The organism is Sphingomonas sp. Leaf9, from assembly GCF_001421355.1.
Classification (GTDB): domain Bacteria; phylum Pseudomonadota; class Alphaproteobacteria; order Sphingomonadales; family Sphingomonadaceae; genus Sphingomonas.
Genome location: NZ_LMKC01000006.1, coordinates 46,207 through 61,555, shown reverse-complemented (window position 1 = coordinate 61,555; position 15,349 = coordinate 46,207). Strand labels below are relative to the sequence as shown.

At 70.0% G+C, this 15,349-nt stretch carries 13 protein-coding genes; 3 read left to right on the top strand and 10 right to left on the bottom strand.

Annotation, left to right across the window (positions count from 1 at the left end):
• Positions 1-31: 31 nt before the first annotated feature.
• A complete protein-coding gene (locus tag ASE58_RS16335) occupies positions 32-775 on the top strand; it encodes a glycosyltransferase family 2 protein (protein ID WP_055763921.1) in 744 nt (247 codons plus the stop codon).
• Between the two features lie 3 nt (positions 776-778).
• Here the strand turns inward: ASE58_RS16335 and ASE58_RS16330 are convergent, their stop codons facing one another.
• Both ASE58_RS16330 and ASE58_RS16325 read right to left on the bottom strand, forming a co-directional pair.
• Positions 779-2,266 carry an ABC transporter permease gene (locus tag ASE58_RS16330; protein ID WP_156347796.1) on the bottom strand — a complete coding sequence of 496 codons (1,488 nt, stop codon included), beginning with the start codon at positions 2,264-2,266 and terminating at the stop codon, positions 779-781.
• Positions 2,263-3,183 (bottom strand): ABC transporter ATP-binding protein, encoded by a 921-nt coding sequence (locus tag ASE58_RS16325; protein WP_055823725.1) that lies wholly within the window; start codon positions 3,181-3,183, stop codon positions 2,263-2,265. The genes ASE58_RS16330 and ASE58_RS16325 overlap by 4 nt, the downstream gene beginning before the upstream one ends.
• Positions 3,184-3,317: 134 nt before the next feature.
• On the opposite strand from ASE58_RS16325, the gene ASE58_RS16320 reads away from it, so the two are divergent.
• Both ASE58_RS16320 and ASE58_RS17640 read left to right on the top strand, forming a co-directional pair.
• Entirely contained in the window at positions 3,318-4,196 is an 879-nt protein-coding gene (locus ASE58_RS16320; protein ID WP_055823720.1) for a fatty acid desaturase, read from the top strand.
• A complete protein-coding gene (locus ASE58_RS17640) occupies positions 4,189-5,046 on the top strand; it encodes a phosphate/phosphite/phosphonate ABC transporter substrate-binding protein (protein WP_082468179.1) in 858 nt (285 codons plus the stop codon). The genes ASE58_RS16320 and ASE58_RS17640 overlap by 8 nt, the downstream gene beginning before the upstream one ends.
• Here the strand turns inward: ASE58_RS17640 and ASE58_RS16310 are convergent.
• The 8 genes from ASE58_RS16310 to ASE58_RS16275 form a co-directional block, all read right to left on the bottom strand.
• The gene (locus ASE58_RS16310) at positions 4,958-6,283 is read right to left on the bottom strand and encodes a chloride channel protein (RefSeq protein ID WP_055823715.1); all 1,326 of its coding nucleotides are present in this window, start codon (positions 6,281-6,283) and stop codon (positions 4,958-4,960) included. The genes ASE58_RS17640 and ASE58_RS16310 overlap by 89 nt on opposite strands.
• A 42-nt stretch (positions 6,284-6,325) precedes the next feature.
• Positions 6,326-7,570 (bottom strand): type II toxin-antitoxin system HipA family toxin, encoded by a 1,245-nt coding sequence (locus ASE58_RS16305; protein ID WP_055823712.1) that lies wholly within the window; start codon positions 7,568-7,570, stop codon positions 6,326-6,328.
• Entirely contained in the window at positions 7,567-7,845 is a 279-nt protein-coding gene (locus tag ASE58_RS16300) for a helix-turn-helix domain-containing protein (protein ID WP_055823709.1), read from the bottom strand. Before ASE58_RS16300 ends, ASE58_RS16305 begins: the two co-directional genes overlap by 4 nt.
• A gap of 231 nt (positions 7,846-8,076) precedes the next feature.
• Positions 8,077-9,621, bottom strand: coding sequence for a sensor histidine kinase (locus ASE58_RS16295; protein WP_055823706.1), 1,545 nt, complete (start codon positions 9,619-9,621; stop codon positions 8,077-8,079).
• Complete coding sequence (locus ASE58_RS16290; RefSeq protein WP_235513657.1) at positions 9,609-10,343, bottom strand: response regulator transcription factor; 735 nt, start codon at positions 10,341-10,343, stop codon at positions 9,609-9,611. The genes ASE58_RS16295 and ASE58_RS16290 overlap by 13 nt, the downstream gene beginning before the upstream one ends.
• Positions 10,340-11,791: a DUF4153 domain-containing protein gene (locus tag ASE58_RS16285; RefSeq protein ID WP_055823703.1), complete on the bottom strand. Its 1,452-nt coding sequence runs from the start codon at positions 11,789-11,791 to the stop codon at positions 10,340-10,342. Before ASE58_RS16285 ends, ASE58_RS16290 begins: the two co-directional genes overlap by 4 nt.
• Before the next feature lie 987 nt (positions 11,792-12,778).
• The gene (locus ASE58_RS16280) at positions 12,779-13,960 is read right to left on the bottom strand and encodes a replication initiator protein A (RefSeq protein WP_055823699.1); all 1,182 of its coding nucleotides are present in this window, start codon (positions 13,958-13,960) and stop codon (positions 12,779-12,781) included.
• Between the two features lie 268 nt (positions 13,961-14,228).
• Positions 14,229-15,269: a ParB/RepB/Spo0J family partition protein gene (locus ASE58_RS16275; RefSeq protein WP_055763942.1), complete on the bottom strand. Its 1,041-nt coding sequence runs from the start codon at positions 15,267-15,269 to the stop codon at positions 14,229-14,231.
• Between the last annotated feature and the right edge of the window lie 80 nt (positions 15,270-15,349).

Genomic DNA, 15,349 nt, shown 5'->3' with positions numbered 1-15,349 from the left:
TCGACGGCGCGCTTGGGGCCAAGGGGCGGACATGCAGCATGTTCCGCCCCGCCTCGCGTCGTATGACGTCGTGATCCCCTGTCACAACCGCGCGCATGTCGTCGCCGATGCGATCGACAGCGTGCTGGCGCAGGACCATGCGCCGTGCCGGGTGATCGTGGTCGATGACGGGTCGAGCGACGCGAGCGCGACGGTGATCCGCGCCCTAGCCGCGGCGCACGACCGGGTGGAGGCGGTGATCCTGCCGCGCAACGTTGGCGCATCGCAGGCGCGCAACAGCGGCGTGGCGCTGGCGACCGCCGAATGGGTCGCCTTCCTCGACAGCGATGACGTGTGGCTGCCAGGTGCGGCGCGGGCATTGCTGGCGCCGAGTGCCACCGCCGGCCACGATATCGTCGTCGGCCATTTCGCGCGGATCGAGGGGGACGCTGCCCCGGGTGCGCCCGAATGTGGATGGGATGGCGGCTGCATCGGTGCCGGGCTGATGAGCGGCGGGGTGATCGGGCCGAGCTGGTCGGTGGTCCGCCGCCAGATGGTCGAACGGGTGCAGGGGTTCGATCCCAGCTTCCACAATTGCAACGACTGGGACTTCTACACCCGCGCAGCGGCGGCCGGCGCGCGCTTCGTCCGGTTGGAGACGTGCGTCGCCTGTTACCGCACCGTCGCGGGCAGCCGGTTGGTCAACGACACCGCGATCGGCGAACGCAATGCACGCCGCGTGCTGGCGCACCCCTATTTCGACCCGTGGCGCGACCGCGCGGCGATCAGCGCCTGACCCTCAGCCCGGCCGCCGCATCAGCCCGATCAGCGCGCCGAGCTGCGGCCGGCCACCGCCCGCCAGCAGGCTGGCGCGGAAGATGCGGCCGAGCAGGATCACCTCGACCACGATGAACGCCGCGGTCAGCGCGCCTGCCGCCCATACCTGCCACAGCGGCATGCCGGTGCCGAGCCGCGCCAGCACCGCAAACGGCGTCCAGATCGGGACCCAGGTCAGCACCTCCACCGCCGGGCCGGTCGCGCCGCGCAGCACCGCCTGTACCAGGATCGTGACCGGGATCATGATGACCATCAGCACCGGGGTCAGATACCCCTGCGCATCGCGCATCGAATCCGACATCGCCCCGATCGTCAGGAAGATCATCGCGACGAGGATATAGCCCGCGACGAAGAAATACAGGATCGTCGCGATCGCGCCGAACGACGATACCGGTTCCAGCGCGGGGCGGATCATCTCGGCGATCGCGCCCTGCGTGGCGAAGGCGGCGACCAGCCCGCATACCGCCCACGTCGCGACCATCGACAGCCCGATGCCGACCGTGCCGACCAGCTTGCCGTACATCAGTTCGTTGGGGCTGACGCAGGCGAGTACGGTTTCGATCAGCTTGTTGCCGCGTTCCTCGACCGATCCCTGCAACATCCAGCTGCCCGACAGGATCAGCGACATGAGCAGGATATAGGCGCAGGCGAGCGGCAGGATCGAACGGATCAGCACGCGTTCGCGCCCGCTGCCGCGTGGCGGCACGACGATGGCGATGGCAGGCGCGATCCGGGTGGAGGCGGCGGCGACCGGCGCGGCGACACCGTTCGCCTGCAGATACCGGACCTTCAGTTCCTGCGCGAGCAGCCCCTGCACCATGGTTACGAAGCCGCTGGCGGGCGCGCCGTTGGCCCACAACTTTACCTCGGGCGAGCGGCCGAAATCGGCGGGGATGTAGATCGCATAGTCGAGCGGTTTCGCCTTGCTGCCCTCGGCCGGGCGCAGCAGCCCTTCGAGCGCGGTGCCGATCCGTTCGGGCGGGGCGGCGGCAACCGGGGCGGGCGCGGGCACGATGGCATAGAGCGGATCGGGCGCGTCGAAGTCGGGCACCTCGCCCCCCCTTGCCCGGACCTTTGCCAGCGCGGCGTTCACCCCGCCGGCGGCGGTGAAGGCCGCGACATCGGCGTCGCTGTACCAGCGATCGTGCCGTGCCCAGGGAGCGGCGGGATCGACGCCCTCCAACCGGTTGCTTTCGACATAGCGCGAAAACTGGGTCAGCACGCGGCGTTGTTCGTCGAGGTCGATGCGCGCCGCAATCGCCTGCGCCGTCGTGCCGCCGCTGCGGTCGATCAGCATCACGCGCTGCGTGTCCGAATTGTCGAGGAAGCGCGACGCGACCGGCCCGATCGCAAACGCCAGCGGCAGGATCAGCAGCGTGACCCAGAAGCTGCGCGTGGCGGCGATCTGCCGAAACTCCCGCGCGGCGACCAGCAGGATATGGTTCATCATGCGCGTGGCTCCGCCTGTCCGACGATATGGAGGAAGACATCGTGCAGGCCGGGCCGATGCTGTTCGAACCGGCGCAGCGGCACGCCGGTGGTCGTGCAGAATTGCAGCAGGTCGGCGGGGTGGTGCCCCGGTGCCAGCGCCACTTCCCACAGCGTCCAGCCATCGCCGGCATCGCCCTTGTCCCGCACCGACGCCACGCCCTGTAGGGTCGCGGGCGACTGGCGCGCCACCACGTCGAGCCGCGCGGGCAGCGTCGCGCGCGCCTCGTCCTGCGTGCCTTCGAACTTCTTGGCACCCTTCGCCAGCAGCAGCAGCCGGTCGCACAGCCGTTCGGCATGTTGCATCACATGGGTCGAAAACACGACCGCCGCCCCGCCCTTTGCCGCGTTGCGGATCTCGTCCTCCAGCAGCCCCTGGTTGACCGGATCGAGCCCGGAAAAGGGTTCGTCGAGGATCAGCAGGCGGGGCGCATTGATGACGGCGGTGGCCAGCTGCACCTTCTGCGCCATGCCCTTTGACAATTTGTCGACCCCGGTCTTCAGGTTTGCGCCAAGCCCGAACCGGTCGAGCAGCGCGCGGCCGCGTGCACGGGCATCGGCGGCGGTCATCCCCTTCAGCCGCCCGAAATAGACGACCGTCTCCAGCGCGGTCATCGACCGGTACAGCCCGCGTTCCTCGGGCAGAAAGCCCAGCAGCCCGCTTGATTCGCGGCCCGGTGGCTTGCCCAGCACCTCGATGTGCCCGGCATCGGGGCGGATGATGTCGAGCACCATGCGCAGCGACGTCGTCTTGCCCGCGCCATTGCCGCCGAGAAAGCCGAACACCTCGCCCGGCGCGACGGCAAAGCTCAGATGGTCGACCGCCGTCATGGCGCCGAACCGTTTCACCACGCCGTCGAGGCGCAGGGCATGCTGCATCGATGATCCCCCCATCAAGGGCATCATCATTGCCGTTTATCGATACGCCCACAAGAGGGAAACGCGGGTCGTGTCCATCATGCCCATCGCCCCGGCCCTTGCCATCGCGATAATCATACTGATACGATGGGAATATGACGAAGCAGGTCCGATCGATCGAATGGCCGACCGTGGTGCTGGCGGTGGCGATCCATGGCGGGTGGCTGGCGGTGACAGCCGCCCATGCCGTGCTGCCCTGGCCGGTGCTGGCGTTGCTAGGCGGGTGGTTCGTCGCGTGGCACGGGTCGTTGCAGCATGAGACGATCCACGGCCATCCGACGCGCTGGCGCAGGGTCAACGACCTGATCGGCGGCGTGCCGCTGTCGTTGTGGCTGCCCTACGGCGCGTATCGCCGGACGCACGAGGCGCATCACCGATCGCCGCACCCGACCCATCCCGGCCACGATCCCGAATCGCGCTATGTCGCGGACGGTGGCGGGATCGTCGCGGTCGTCGCGCGGTGGCGCGCGACGCTGGTCGGGCAGTTGCTGGTCGGGCCCGTCGCCGCCATCGCGCTGTTCCTGGCGGGTGAGGCGCGGCGGCTGCGCAGCGATCCCGCCGGGGTCGCGCGCGAATGGGGGCCGCACTTGATCGGCGTCGCGCTGGTGCTTGGCTGGCTGCACCTCGTCGCGCTGCCGGTCGGGACCTATCTGCTGTGCTTCGTGCTGCCGGGACAGGCGGCGTCGCTGCTGCGTGGTTTTGCCGAACACCGCGCCGACGCCCCCGGCCCGTCGCGCGCCGCCACGGTCGCGTCGCGCGGGCCGCTGGCGCTGCTGTTCCTCAACAACAACCTGCACGCCGCGCACCATGCCGTGCCCGCCGCGCCATGGTATCGCCTGCCGACGATCGAGCGCGCCCGTGCCGAGCGGCCCGAACCGCGCTATCGCGGCTATCGCGAGGTGCTGCGCCGGTTCGCGATCACCCCGCACGATGCGGTGCGCCACCCCGCGCTGCGGGACCGCGCCCATGGATAATGTCGCGTGGCTGGGGATGTACGACCATCCGGCGCAACACGACGCCAACGACCGGCTATGGGCGGGCATCCGCGACCGGCTGCGCGACCATGGATTGCCCGGCGTGCCCGAACGGCTGACGCGCGGGGAGTCGACGCATGCGATCTGGTCGCATCCGGGGCTGTTGCTTGGCATGATCTGTACCCGGCCGTGGGCGCGCGAGCATCCCGGCCTGCGCCTGCTCGCCCATCCGGTCTATGCCGGCACCGAGCGTGCGGGCGAGCATCGCAGCCTGATCGTGGTGCGCCGCGACGATCCGGCGCGCATCCTGTCCGACCTGTCCGGCCGGGTGGCGGCGATCAACGATCCGGGGTCGAACACCGGCATGGCGCTGCTGCGCGACCGGATCGCACCGCTTAGCCGAGGCGACGCCTTCTTCGGCGCGGTGATCGAAACCGGTGCCCATGCCGCCAGCGTGCGCGCGGTGGGGGTGGGCGAGGCGGATGTCGCCGCGATCGACGAAGTGACCTTTGCCGCGATCGCCCGCCACGATCCCGCCGACGCCGCGCGGCTGCGCATCCTCGACATGACCGGGCCGGCGGCCACCCCCGCCTTCGTCACCGCCGCGCCGGATGCGGTCGCGACGCTGCTCGCCACCGTGCTGGCGCAGGCGATGGCCGATCCCGATCTGGCGGAGGCGCGCGCCGCGCTGTTCCTGACCGGTATCGTCCCACCCGTCGCCGACTTGGCCCAGCGCATCGCCGCGCAGGAGGCGCGCGCGGTTACTTTGGCGGTGGCAGGGCAAACCCTTGCGCCAGCCCATGGTACAGCTTTTCCCGACACACCCACTGGCTGGCGAAATCGGCGATGAAGGCGGTGGCGAACATCGGCAGCATCAGCCCCCGGCTGCCGGTCGTTTCGGTCAGGATGATGACGGCGGTCAGCGGCGCGCGGACGACACCGACGAAATAGGCGACCATGCCGAGGATCACGACCGCGCTCGCCGGTTCGCCCGGAAACACCTCGCGCAGCAGATTGCCGACGCCCGCGCCGACCGCCAGCGACGGGGCGAAGATTCCGCCGGGCAGCCCGGCGATCGCCGTCGCGGCGGTCGCGGCGAGCTTGGCCGGCCCGAACCACAGCGGCGCGTCGACGCCGACGATCATCGCCCGCGCCGCCGAATAGCCCGTGCCCCAGGTCAGCCCGGTCGCAACGCCCAGCAGCGCGACCACGCCGCCGCACACGCCGGCGAACCGCACGGGGAACGTGCGCGCCCAGCGGCTCACCCGGTTGCCCCCGGTCGCGACGCCCAGCAGAATGCGCGAGAACAGCCCGCCCGACACGCCGCCCAGCACGCCCGCAACCGGCACGACCATCAACGCGGCGCCCAGCGACATATGCGCGCCGATCGCCCCGAAATAGAGATAGTCGCCCTGCACCGACTGCGCGACCATGCCCGCGATCACGATCGCCGCCAGCACCAGCAGCGTGACGCGCTGTTCATAGGCCGAGGCCAGTTCCTCGATCGCGAACAGCAATCCGGCAAGCGGCGTGTTGAACGCCGCCGCCACCCCCGCCGCGCCACCGGCGATCAGCACCCCGCCCCGCAGCGGCACGCGCAGCACGCGGTGGGTCACCCCCATTACCGCCGCCGCCAGCTGCACGGTCGGCCCCTCGCGCCCGACCGATGCGCCGCCCAGCACCGCGCCGATCGTCAACGCCGCCTTGGCAACGACGGTGCGTACCGAGATCAGCGTGGCAGTCGCGCGGCCCGGATCGGCCTGCGCGGCGATCACCTGCGGAATGCCCGATCCGCGTGCCAGCGGGGCATGCCGCCGGGTGAGCGCGACCAGCAGCATGAAGGTGAGCGGCGTGGTCAGCAGCGGCCACCATTGCGCGCGCCGGGCATATTGCCCGAACAGCTCGCCCGCCCAGTCGGAGGCGATCGCGAACAGCGTCGCGACGATGCCGATCAGGATCGCCCCGGCCAGGATCGCGGTGCGGGTGCGGAACTGCACCGATCGCGGCCCCCGTGCCCGCAACAAGGCGCGCCACCGCGCGGGCGTCCAGCGGCGCAGCACGCCGGGTCGGGGGGAAAGGCCAGCCATGCCGGCACCCTTACGACCCCCGCCCCCCGGCGTCACCCCGCGCTACCCGGCAAAGCCAGCGCGGATCGTCGCCAGCCTCGCGGTGACCAGCGCGGTCGTGTCGCGGCCGACCCCGGCGTCGCGCGCGGCGTCGCGCCATCCCGCGACCGCATCGGCCACCTGTTCGACGATGGCCGCGACCCGTTTCGGCGCGATGCCGTGCACCGCCGCGATCCGATCGACATGGCCCCGCGTAGGCATCGCCCCCTCCCCCGCCACCGCCAGGTCGTGCTGGCCGCCCGGCCCGTCGGAAAAGGTCAGGTCGTAGGCGGGGGCGAGGTGCCAGTCGCCGGCCTCGTCCATCAGATACGCATGCTGCCGCCCATGGTCGTCGCGATTGCCCGCCAGCACGTTGAACACCATCCGGGTAAAGGCGGCGACCACATCCCCCTCGTCCCGGGTGATCGCCCGCGTGGCGCGCAGGAACATGTCATAATCGATCGTGCCCGCGACCTGCGGCGACGCCTCGATCGCGCCGGCCAGCGACACCATGTGGACCCGCGCCCCCGCCCCCGGCCGGTCGAACCGCCGCGCCGCGAACCAGGGCGGGCCGTGGCGCGCCGCGATCAGCCGGGTTTCGCCGATCGTCAGCCCGGCGGCGCGCGCCATCATGGCATAGGCCTGCTCGACCGGGCCGATATCAACCGGATCGGCGTGCGCGCGGAACTTCACGATCCACGCAGCATGGCCCGGCGGCAATTCGCCGTCGCCGATGCTGATCGCGCCATCGGGGCCAAAGCCGACATGCACCTTCGGCCGCGCGCCGCCCGATGCGCCGCCCAGATCGGCGAGCAGGTCGCCCAGCGCCCCGCCCTCCCCGCGCAAAATCGCCTGCGACTCCGCCGCCAGCGCATCGAGGTCGATCGTCTCCGCCTCCGCCACCGGTGTCGTCGCCGGGGCAAAGGTCAGGCGCCCGCGCCCATGATCGCCGACCAGCGCGAGCCGGTCGAGCGCCGACAGCCGCCCCATATCGACGCCCAGCGCGGCAAGCCGCCGCCGCATCAGCAGCGCGCCCCAGCCTTCGGGCAGGCTGTCGGCCAGGAACCCGTGCAGCCCGTCGAACGCGCGCGTCCGTGCCGCCTGCAACCCCGGTTCGGGCGGATAGTGGAGCGGCGACAGCCGCCGCCCATCGGCGATCGCCGGCGCGGTCCATTCGAGCTGGGCAAGGCCACCCGCCATCGCGACCCGCGCCGCCGGTGCCTCCCCATGCAGCGCGACATGCAGCGGCTGTCCGGGGGCGAGCCTCACCGCCTCACCTTTCGCTGGTCGCTCAGCAGCGCGTCCATGCTGACGGCGGCGGGCGGCGGGAACAGCGCGTCCAGCGCATCCTCGCACCGCAGCGCGATCGCCGCGCGTACCAGATCGTCGATCGACGCCTTCCCCTCCCCCTCCATCCGCCGCCAGGTGCGATAGGACACGCCGGCACGGCTTGCGCTGTCAGCCTGGGTCATGCCCATCGCCTTGCGCCGGGCGCGGATGCGGTCGCCCAGCGCGGTGGCAAGTTCGACGGGAGTGTAAAGCATCGGCCTTATATGGCCTATTTCAGGCCTATAGGCAAGTTTATGTCCTTATATGGACAGGGAAGCGCTCTCTTAAGGTCTATCCCCATCCGTTCGTCCTGAGTAGCCACTGAGCTTGTCGAAGGGGCGTATCGAAGGACCGCTCGTGGCAAGGTGCTTCGATACGGGTCTTCGACTTCGCTCAGCCCCTACTCAGCACGAACGGATAGGGGCCAAAGCATGGAACCGCGCCCCCTACCCCGCCACCGGCAACACCAACCGGAACACCGCCCCCTCCCCCGGCACCAGCGCGACGCTGCCGCGATGCGCCTCGACCAGCGAGCGCAGGATCGACAGCCCCAGCCCGGTGCCGCCCGCGGCGCGGCGGGTGGTGAAGAACGGCTCGAACACCCGCTCCCGATCGCCGGCGGCGATGCCGGGGCCGTTATCGGCCAGCGTCAGCACGACCGAACCGTCCGCCACCGCCGCCGTGATCGCGATGTGCGTCGCGCCTGCCTGTCGGCTGTTGTCGATCATCGTCGACAGCGCCGTCTCCACCACCCCGCGCGGCACCGCAACGGCGGGCAGCAGTTGGGGCGGCAGCGCGACCGCCAGCACGCTGGCATCCGCCGCCTGCGCCAGCACGTCGTCCAGGTCGGTCGCCGCCCCCGCCTCGCGCGTGGCCATGTCGGCGCGGGCCAGCTCCAGCAGCCGGCTGACCAGCAGGTTCAGCCGGTCGGCATCGGCGGCGATGTTCGCGAGGAAGCGCGCACGGTCGTCCGGCCCCATGTCGCCATGGTCCTGCAACAGCTCGACCGCGCCGCGGATGCCGGCCAGCGGCGTCTTGAATTCATGGCTGACCGCATGGGCGAAGTCGCGCAGGTAGCGCGACCGGTGGGCGATCGCCTGCGCCATCGTGCCGAAATCGCGGTACAGCGCCTGGATCTCGATCGCAGCGGTGGCGGGCGGGTCGGGCACATGACCGCCACCGCCGGCCACCGCGCGCGTGGCATCGCGCAGCGCCTCGACCGGGCGCACGATCCCGCGCGACAACAGCCCGCTCAGGCCCACCAGCGTCGCAAAGATCGCGACGATGCCGAACGCGATCTTGCCGCGATCCTCGTACAGTCCCACGAACAGGCTGCGCGGCGACCGCGCCAGCAGCAGCACGCCGACTACCCGCCCGCCGACGATCACCGGGCGCGCATGATGGATGCGCAGGTTCGACGCGCGGCTGAGCCATTCGAACGGATAGTCGGGGCGATAGGCGGCGTTGCGGCGCAGGGTCGTCACCGCCTGTCCGGCCCGCGCCGCGCGCACCTCCGCCAGATCGGCATAGCCGCTGCCCGCCGCCCCGCGCGCCAGGATGCGCCCCTCTGGATCGAGCAGCTGGATCGATGCCAGCGTCGTCGCCGCCGTCATCGCCAGCACCGGCGACAGCCGCTCGGCCCAGCGCTGCGCCTGCGGGTCCGCGCCCGGCATCGCCACCGCCGCCGGCCGTTCGGGCAGGATGCGCGACAGCCGCAGGTCGAGCGCGGAGCCATAGCCCGACCGGACGATCCCCGCCCCCTCCCCGCCCGGCCAGTCGCGCGCCGCCACCGCCGCCAGCACCGCGCCCTGCGCCACCAGCTCGGTCTCGGTCTGGCGCAGCAGGCTGTTTTCGTACACGCGCAGGAACAGCGCACCGAACCCCGGCAGTGCGGCCACGAACACGAACGTCGCGAGCAGGATCGTGCGCAGCCGCAGCCGGGGCCAGTGCCGCCGGACCACCGCCTTCACGGCAGCGATCACGCGCCGCATTGCCCCAGGCGATAACCGACGCCGGCGCGCGTCTCCACCACGTCGTTCGCGCCCAGCTCGGCAAATTTGGCGCGCAGGTTGCGGACATGGCTGTCGATCGTGCGGTCGGTGATCGCAAAGCCCGGCCCGTGCAGCCGGTCGATGATCGCATCGCGGCTGAACACCTTCGACGGCATCGTCGCCAGCGTGCGCAAGATGCCGAATTCGGTGACGGTCAGCGCAACCGGCGCATCGCCCCAGCTCGCCTGCCAGCCATCGGGGTCGAGGCGCAGCCGGCCATGGACCAGCGGCGCGGCGGCGCTCTCCACCGCCGGCGGGCGCGTGCCGACGCGGCGCAGGATCGCCATCACCCGCGCCACGACCTCGCGCGGGGAGAACGGCTTCACCACATAATCGTCGGCGCCAAGCTCGATCCCCAGCACACGGTCGATCTCGTCGTCGCGGCTCGACAGGAACAGGATCGGCACGTCGCTGCTCGCGCGCAGACGGCGGCACACCTCGATCCCGTCCATGCGCGGCATGTTGATGTCGAGGACGATCAGGTCGGGCGCCTGCGCAGCCGCAATGGCCAGCGCCGCCTCACCATCGCCCGCCTCGATCGTGGACAGCCCCGCCTTGGCAAACGCGAACGCCAGCAGCTGGCGGATATGCGGGTCGTCATCGGCGATCAGGATCGTGCGCGGCATGGGACACTGGATCAGCGCCAGCGGGGCGCAGGTCAAGGCTGCACCCGGTTCGGAAGGCTGGCACCACAGCGACCGGGCAACCTGGCCGGCGCACCTAGCAAGGTCAGCGCCGCGTCCAGACGACGTGCCCCGCGCGGCGTCCAGCTACCCCAGTGCGCCTGCCGACAGGCGAGATTCGTGAACAGCTCTTCGCGCACGCTTCGCACCGCCTCGCGCGTCGCCGCGGACATCGGCCGCCGCTCCAACGCCAGGATCGGCAGCAGCGCGCCATCGCCTACGGAGAGCAGATATTCGAGGTCGATCGCCTCGGGCTGCTTGGTCCGCACATTATAGGCCGCCGCCACCGCGCCCAGATCGACGACGCCGCAGACGCTCAGCACCAGTCCCGCCGCCAGCGCATTGGCATTGACCAGCCACCGCGCGCTCTTGGCCCCCAGAATCCGCCATCCGATCAGCACCAGCCCCAGCGCGACCAGCGCCATCCACAACAGCGCCGCGATCCGCCACGCGGTCAGCATCGATTCGTCGATATAGTCGATCGTGCGCAGCGCGCTGGAGGCGACCAGCACTAGGTTCTGCGCGACCCACAGCGTCACGAGCCGCCGCGCCCAGCGGTTGCCGGCACTGGCACTGCCCGGCCGCAGCATTGCCAGCGCCAGCACGCCGGCGGTACAGGCGGTGACGATCAGCGGATAGGCGCCGCGATGGGCATATTCCGCCGCGCTCATGCCATCGGGCAGCCCCGCCCCGCTCCACAGGAAGGCGACGTCGAGTGCGTTCTGCACGGCAAAGATCAGGTTGAATACGACCAGCGCCAGCATGACGGAAGGCAGCGACGTGCCCGGAATCCGCGGCTCGGGCTCGGGCAGCCATGCCGCGATCCGCAAGACCGCCCCGCGCGGGCGAAACGCCGGCCATGCCGCCAGGGCGACCACCGCCCATAGCGTCAGCTGCCATGCTTCGGGCAGTTGGACTGTGCTAAAGGCGTTTTCAATCAAGGGGTTGGCACTAGCGAAGAGCGTCAGGAACAGGACGCTGCCGAGGATCGGCAGCGCCAGCACGGCGGCGACACGCACCGGCGACACGCCCCTGCCCCGCACGGCCCCCATCCGCTTGAGGTCAAACGGCAATGCGAACGGCGTGCTCAGCCCGTGGAACAGCAGCCGCACGGCCCAACGCCACGCATCGTCGAACGCCCGCACCTTTGGCAACAACGCGGCGACCGACAGCGCAGCCCAAAACAGCCCCCATGCCAGCGGCCCCGGATCGTCAAACAACATGGCGGCGAACAGCAGCGCCGCGCCGACCGCCCCCCACGCCGCGCGGCTATGCCGGATATCGCGCCGGGCCATCACCAGCAGCGTCAGCCACGCGGCGGCCAGCGCACCGACCCGCGCGCCCTCGAACCCATCGGGGAACAGCCAGTGGAACAACAGGACGACCGCGACCGTGGCGGCGATCTTCGACAGGAAACTGAAGCGCATCGTGCGGCTCCCTTTTGACGACAGGAGCCACGGGGATAGAAGGGGGCGGTCGACGGGTGGTCCGCCGCTGCGGGAGGTTTCGCGCAGAGGTTGTGCAGTTCCGGTGCAGCCGGGTGTCCCTGCCCTTCTTCCACCAAAAGAATCAAACCCATCCCGCTGGTTAGACGGTTTCTTAGAAGGTTAGCGGGTTAAGGGGCGGTGGACGCTGCTCAACCCCGCAGGTTCCTGCGATTCGCGGCGCGGCACCCGTTCCCGAAGGATCGGCATTTCGTTCCCGAAGGATCGACGGTCCCGTTCCTGATGTGTCGGGCAACCGTTCCCGAAAGGTCGAACCGCGTTCCCGGAGTGTCGATGCCTGCCGCAGTCGGGCGAAACCAACGGTGTGTTTGAATCAATTCGCACCGGGCAGGCGACGAACTCGTTCAAACCTGGCGACCGCTGTCCGATAATGGCACGGATGCGGTTCGGGTGGGTCACCACAGCCGACACTTCGGGAACGCTTTTCGGGTAATCGGCCGGTTGGCGGATGCAATCCCACTTCTTGTTGCGTCGATCCGCGTCCGTGCAAGAGAACCACTTTCCGCGCTTTCAGGGGGGCGCGACGCCTGTCTTGCCGGTAACCCTGTGTCCAATCAGCACGCAGGCCGTACCTTCGCGCGCAGGGGGGCCAAGGGAAGGGAAGGGCGTCGTTTGCGGCTCTGGACCCCCGCCTGCGCGGGGGTACGTGTCTCCGAGATTATGGCTAGTCGGTTCGACCAGCATCGTCGAGCCGACGCAGGTGGCCTCAACCGGCTCCTTTGTTGCCGGGAGCTGGCAGATTCCAGCCTTTGCTTCCTTGCGGGGAGGTGAGGCGCTTCGGATCCCTGTCGGCAAGCCCTTGGGGCCAATGCGGGGAAGCCGTCACCGGACGGCCGCAACGCCCGGCCGTCGCGCGGTCCCGCCACCCGTCGGGGGCAGGGGGCCGCGCTTCGACGCAAGCCGCCGCCGCTACCGCCCCAGTTCGTGGCGGTGCTTCGCGTCGAAGCGCCGGACATAGCCGATGAACGCCGCCTGGTAGTTGACCGGGGTGCGGGCCGGATCGCCGTCGATCCATGCGCGAAAGTCGGCGTGGAGTTGGTGATAGTCCCATCCCGGACATTCGCCGCGCAGCATCTCCAGCGTTTGGGTGCTGATCTCGCCATCATGCGCGCGCGCCGCGAGGCCCCGGATCGACGCGCGGATCATCGCGGCGGCATCGACCAATTCCTCGGTACGTGCGGGCGACGGCGCGGGGCTGGTGGCCGGCACGGGGGCAGGGGCGGGGGAGGGCGCGACGCTGGCGGTACGCACCGCGTCGCTGCGCCGACGCATGCGGACCATCGGTTCGCGCTTGCCCTCGCCCTGTTCCAGCAGCAGCGTGTAGCCCGGCAGCTCGTCGCGCTCGGCGATCTTGGCGATCTCGAACTTGAAGCGTCGATATTGCCCTTCCGCGCCCGATTTCTCGAACAGCGTCGGCATCGAGATCGCAAAGCCCGCCTCGCCCGCGCCGCCGGCATGTTTGCGCGCGACGCGGTACAGCCAGCGCTCGCGCCCGCCGGTCAGGTCGAAATAGGCGCGGTCGATCGACAGCACGCCGCCGGTCATCATCACCCCTTCCCAGAACCAGTTCGACAGTTCGATCGTCATGCCGCGCGACCGTTCGGTCTTTTCATCAACCAGTTGCGTCCAGCCATCCAGCCAGCTGAACGTCGCCTCGCGCCGGTTCTCCGCACGGATATTGGTCTTGATCGTCGTCGCCACCAACCGGTCGAGCGCCTGGCCCAGCAGCTCGTACGCGCGGCCCGTCGTCGGCCGCCCGATCGCGCGCAGCAGGTCGTAGGGCATCAGGTGCAGCTTGCGCGGCACGTCATTGACCCCACGCCTGGCCATGTCGGCCAGCACGCTCGCGCAATAAATCAGGATGTCGGCGTCCCAAATCGTCGCCATGCCGTAATCGGCATTGGCCGACACATGGACCCACAGCTTGCCGTCGGGGCTCTGGTAATCGATCGGCTTGACCCGTTTCGATTTGGCAAGGCTGAAGAACGGCCGCTCCATCATCTCGCGCTGATCGCGAAGCGGCAGGTCGGCGAGATAGGGGAGGAACAGGTCGAACTGTTCGCTGCTCTTGTCGGGGGGGGGGCGGGTCATGCGGCTTTGCCCGAAAGTTTCCCCGGGGAAACTTTTCCGCGCGGGCCGGGGAGGGGTGAAGTCCCAAGGCTTATGTGCGGCAGCAACGACCCGGCTACCGCGAGGTAGTGGACCAAAAGTTTCCCTGGGGAAACTTGCCTCGTCCTAACGATAAGGCTCACGCGGGAGCGCGAAGGTCGCGGAAATACTGCGGGCAGGGCGGTCGTGCGACGCCCCGCCGACGACACGGCGTACCGCCCGAAAAGTTTCCCCGGGGAAACTTCGTGCATCACCGCTGCAGCCCGCGCCCCTGCGCCTCCAGTTCGGTCAACAGGATGCGCAACCCCATGGCCAGATCATCGACGCTTGCGCCCGATCCGGCATGGAGGCGGAGCGTCACGCCCTGCCGGTTGGACGTCTGCACGCTCATTGCCGGCCGGCCCGTCGCCTGCAAGGTCCACACATGCGGCGGCACCTTCGTATTCCCGCGAGACGGCGCGTCGAGCAGCCGGCGCAGCACGTCGGGGGCGGGCAGGGTGGCCGTACCCTTCGCCCGTGCCGCCGCCTGTTCGCGCGCCACGACCTTCGCCTCGGCCAGGATCGCCGCCGCCTGCCCCTTGTCATCGAGCGCCTGCGCCAGCGCATAGCCGCCCTTCAGCTGCACCTCGGCCGGCGAGGCGAACGCGGCGACCACCGCATCGGGCAGCGTCGCCACCCGCAGCATCTTCGACAGCCAGCCCTTCGACAGCTTCAGCCGCTCGGCCATCCGCGTCGCGTGATTGCCATAATGCGTCTTCAGCGCCGCTGCATAGTTGCGCGCGCGTTCGAGGTCCGACACATCGGCCCGCGCGCGGTTCTCCAGGTCGGCGAGCCGGAATGCCGCCTCGTCGTCCAGCGTCGCGACCTGCGCCACGAACTGCATGTCAGGATAGCTGTGCGCGCGCAGCCACGAAATCGACCAGTGCCGCCGCGTGCCGGCGATCACCTCATAATCATAGGCCGGATCGCCCTCGACCCGGCGGACCACCGCCGGCACCTTCTGCCCACCCTCGGCGATGATCGAATCGATCAGTTCGCGGCACCCCGCTTCGGTCAGGTGGGCATAGGAGCGCGCATTGCCCGGCCAGATCCGTACCCGTGCCGGATCGAGCAGCAGCTGCGTGACCTGTCGCACTTCCCCCGACGCCACCCGCGCGAGCGCCGATTCGCGACCCAACAGCGTCGTGCCGCGCAGCCGTTCGGGCCCGCGTTCGGGCGGGGCAGGGGCGGGGGTGTCGGCCGGACCATCGTCGAGCAACGCGGCCAGATAATCGGATTGCTTACGCGCCATGGGGTACCTCCGCGCGGAACATACGCAGAACTTTTCGTTGTAGGAAAGTGGGGGCGGGCGTAGCGGCGTACCCAGAAGCT

Bases quoted from the DNA above. Each gene is read 5' to 3' on its own strand.
- ASE58_RS16300 (WP_055823709.1), bottom strand. From the start codon at position 7,845: ATGCTTTACACTCCCGTCGAACTTGCCACCGCGCTGGGCGACCGCATC.
- ASE58_RS16335 (WP_055763921.1), top strand. From the start codon at position 32: ATGCAGCATGTTCCGCCCCGCCTCGCGTCGTATGACGTCGTGATCCCC.
- ASE58_RS16295 (WP_055823706.1), bottom strand. From the start codon at position 9,621: ATGCGGCGCGTGATCGCTGCCGTGAAGGCGGTGGTCCGGCGGCACTGG.
- ASE58_RS16330 (WP_156347796.1), bottom strand. From the start codon at position 2,266: ATGATGAACCATATCCTGCTGGTCGCCGCGCGGGAGTTTCGGCAGATC.
- ASE58_RS16280 (WP_055823699.1), bottom strand. From the start codon at position 13,960: ATGACCCGCCCCCCCCCCGACAAGAGCAGCGAACAGTTCGACCTGTTC.
- ASE58_RS16325 (WP_055823725.1), bottom strand. From the start codon at position 3,183: ATGCAGCATGCCCTGCGCCTCGACGGCGTGGTGAAACGGTTCGGCGCC.
- ASE58_RS17640 (WP_082468179.1), top strand. From the start codon at position 4,189: ATGGATAATGTCGCGTGGCTGGGGATGTACGACCATCCGGCGCAACAC.
- ASE58_RS16320 (WP_055823720.1), top strand. From the start codon at position 3,318: ATGACGAAGCAGGTCCGATCGATCGAATGGCCGACCGTGGTGCTGGCG.
- ASE58_RS16310 (WP_055823715.1), bottom strand. From the start codon at position 6,283: ATGGCTGGCCTTTCCCCCCGACCCGGCGTGCTGCGCCGCTGGACGCCC.
- ASE58_RS16275 (WP_055763942.1), bottom strand. From the start codon at position 15,269: ATGGCGCGTAAGCAATCCGATTATCTGGCCGCGTTGCTCGACGATGGT.
- ASE58_RS16285 (WP_055823703.1), bottom strand. From the start codon at position 11,791: ATGCGCTTCAGTTTCCTGTCGAAGATCGCCGCCACGGTCGCGGTCGTC.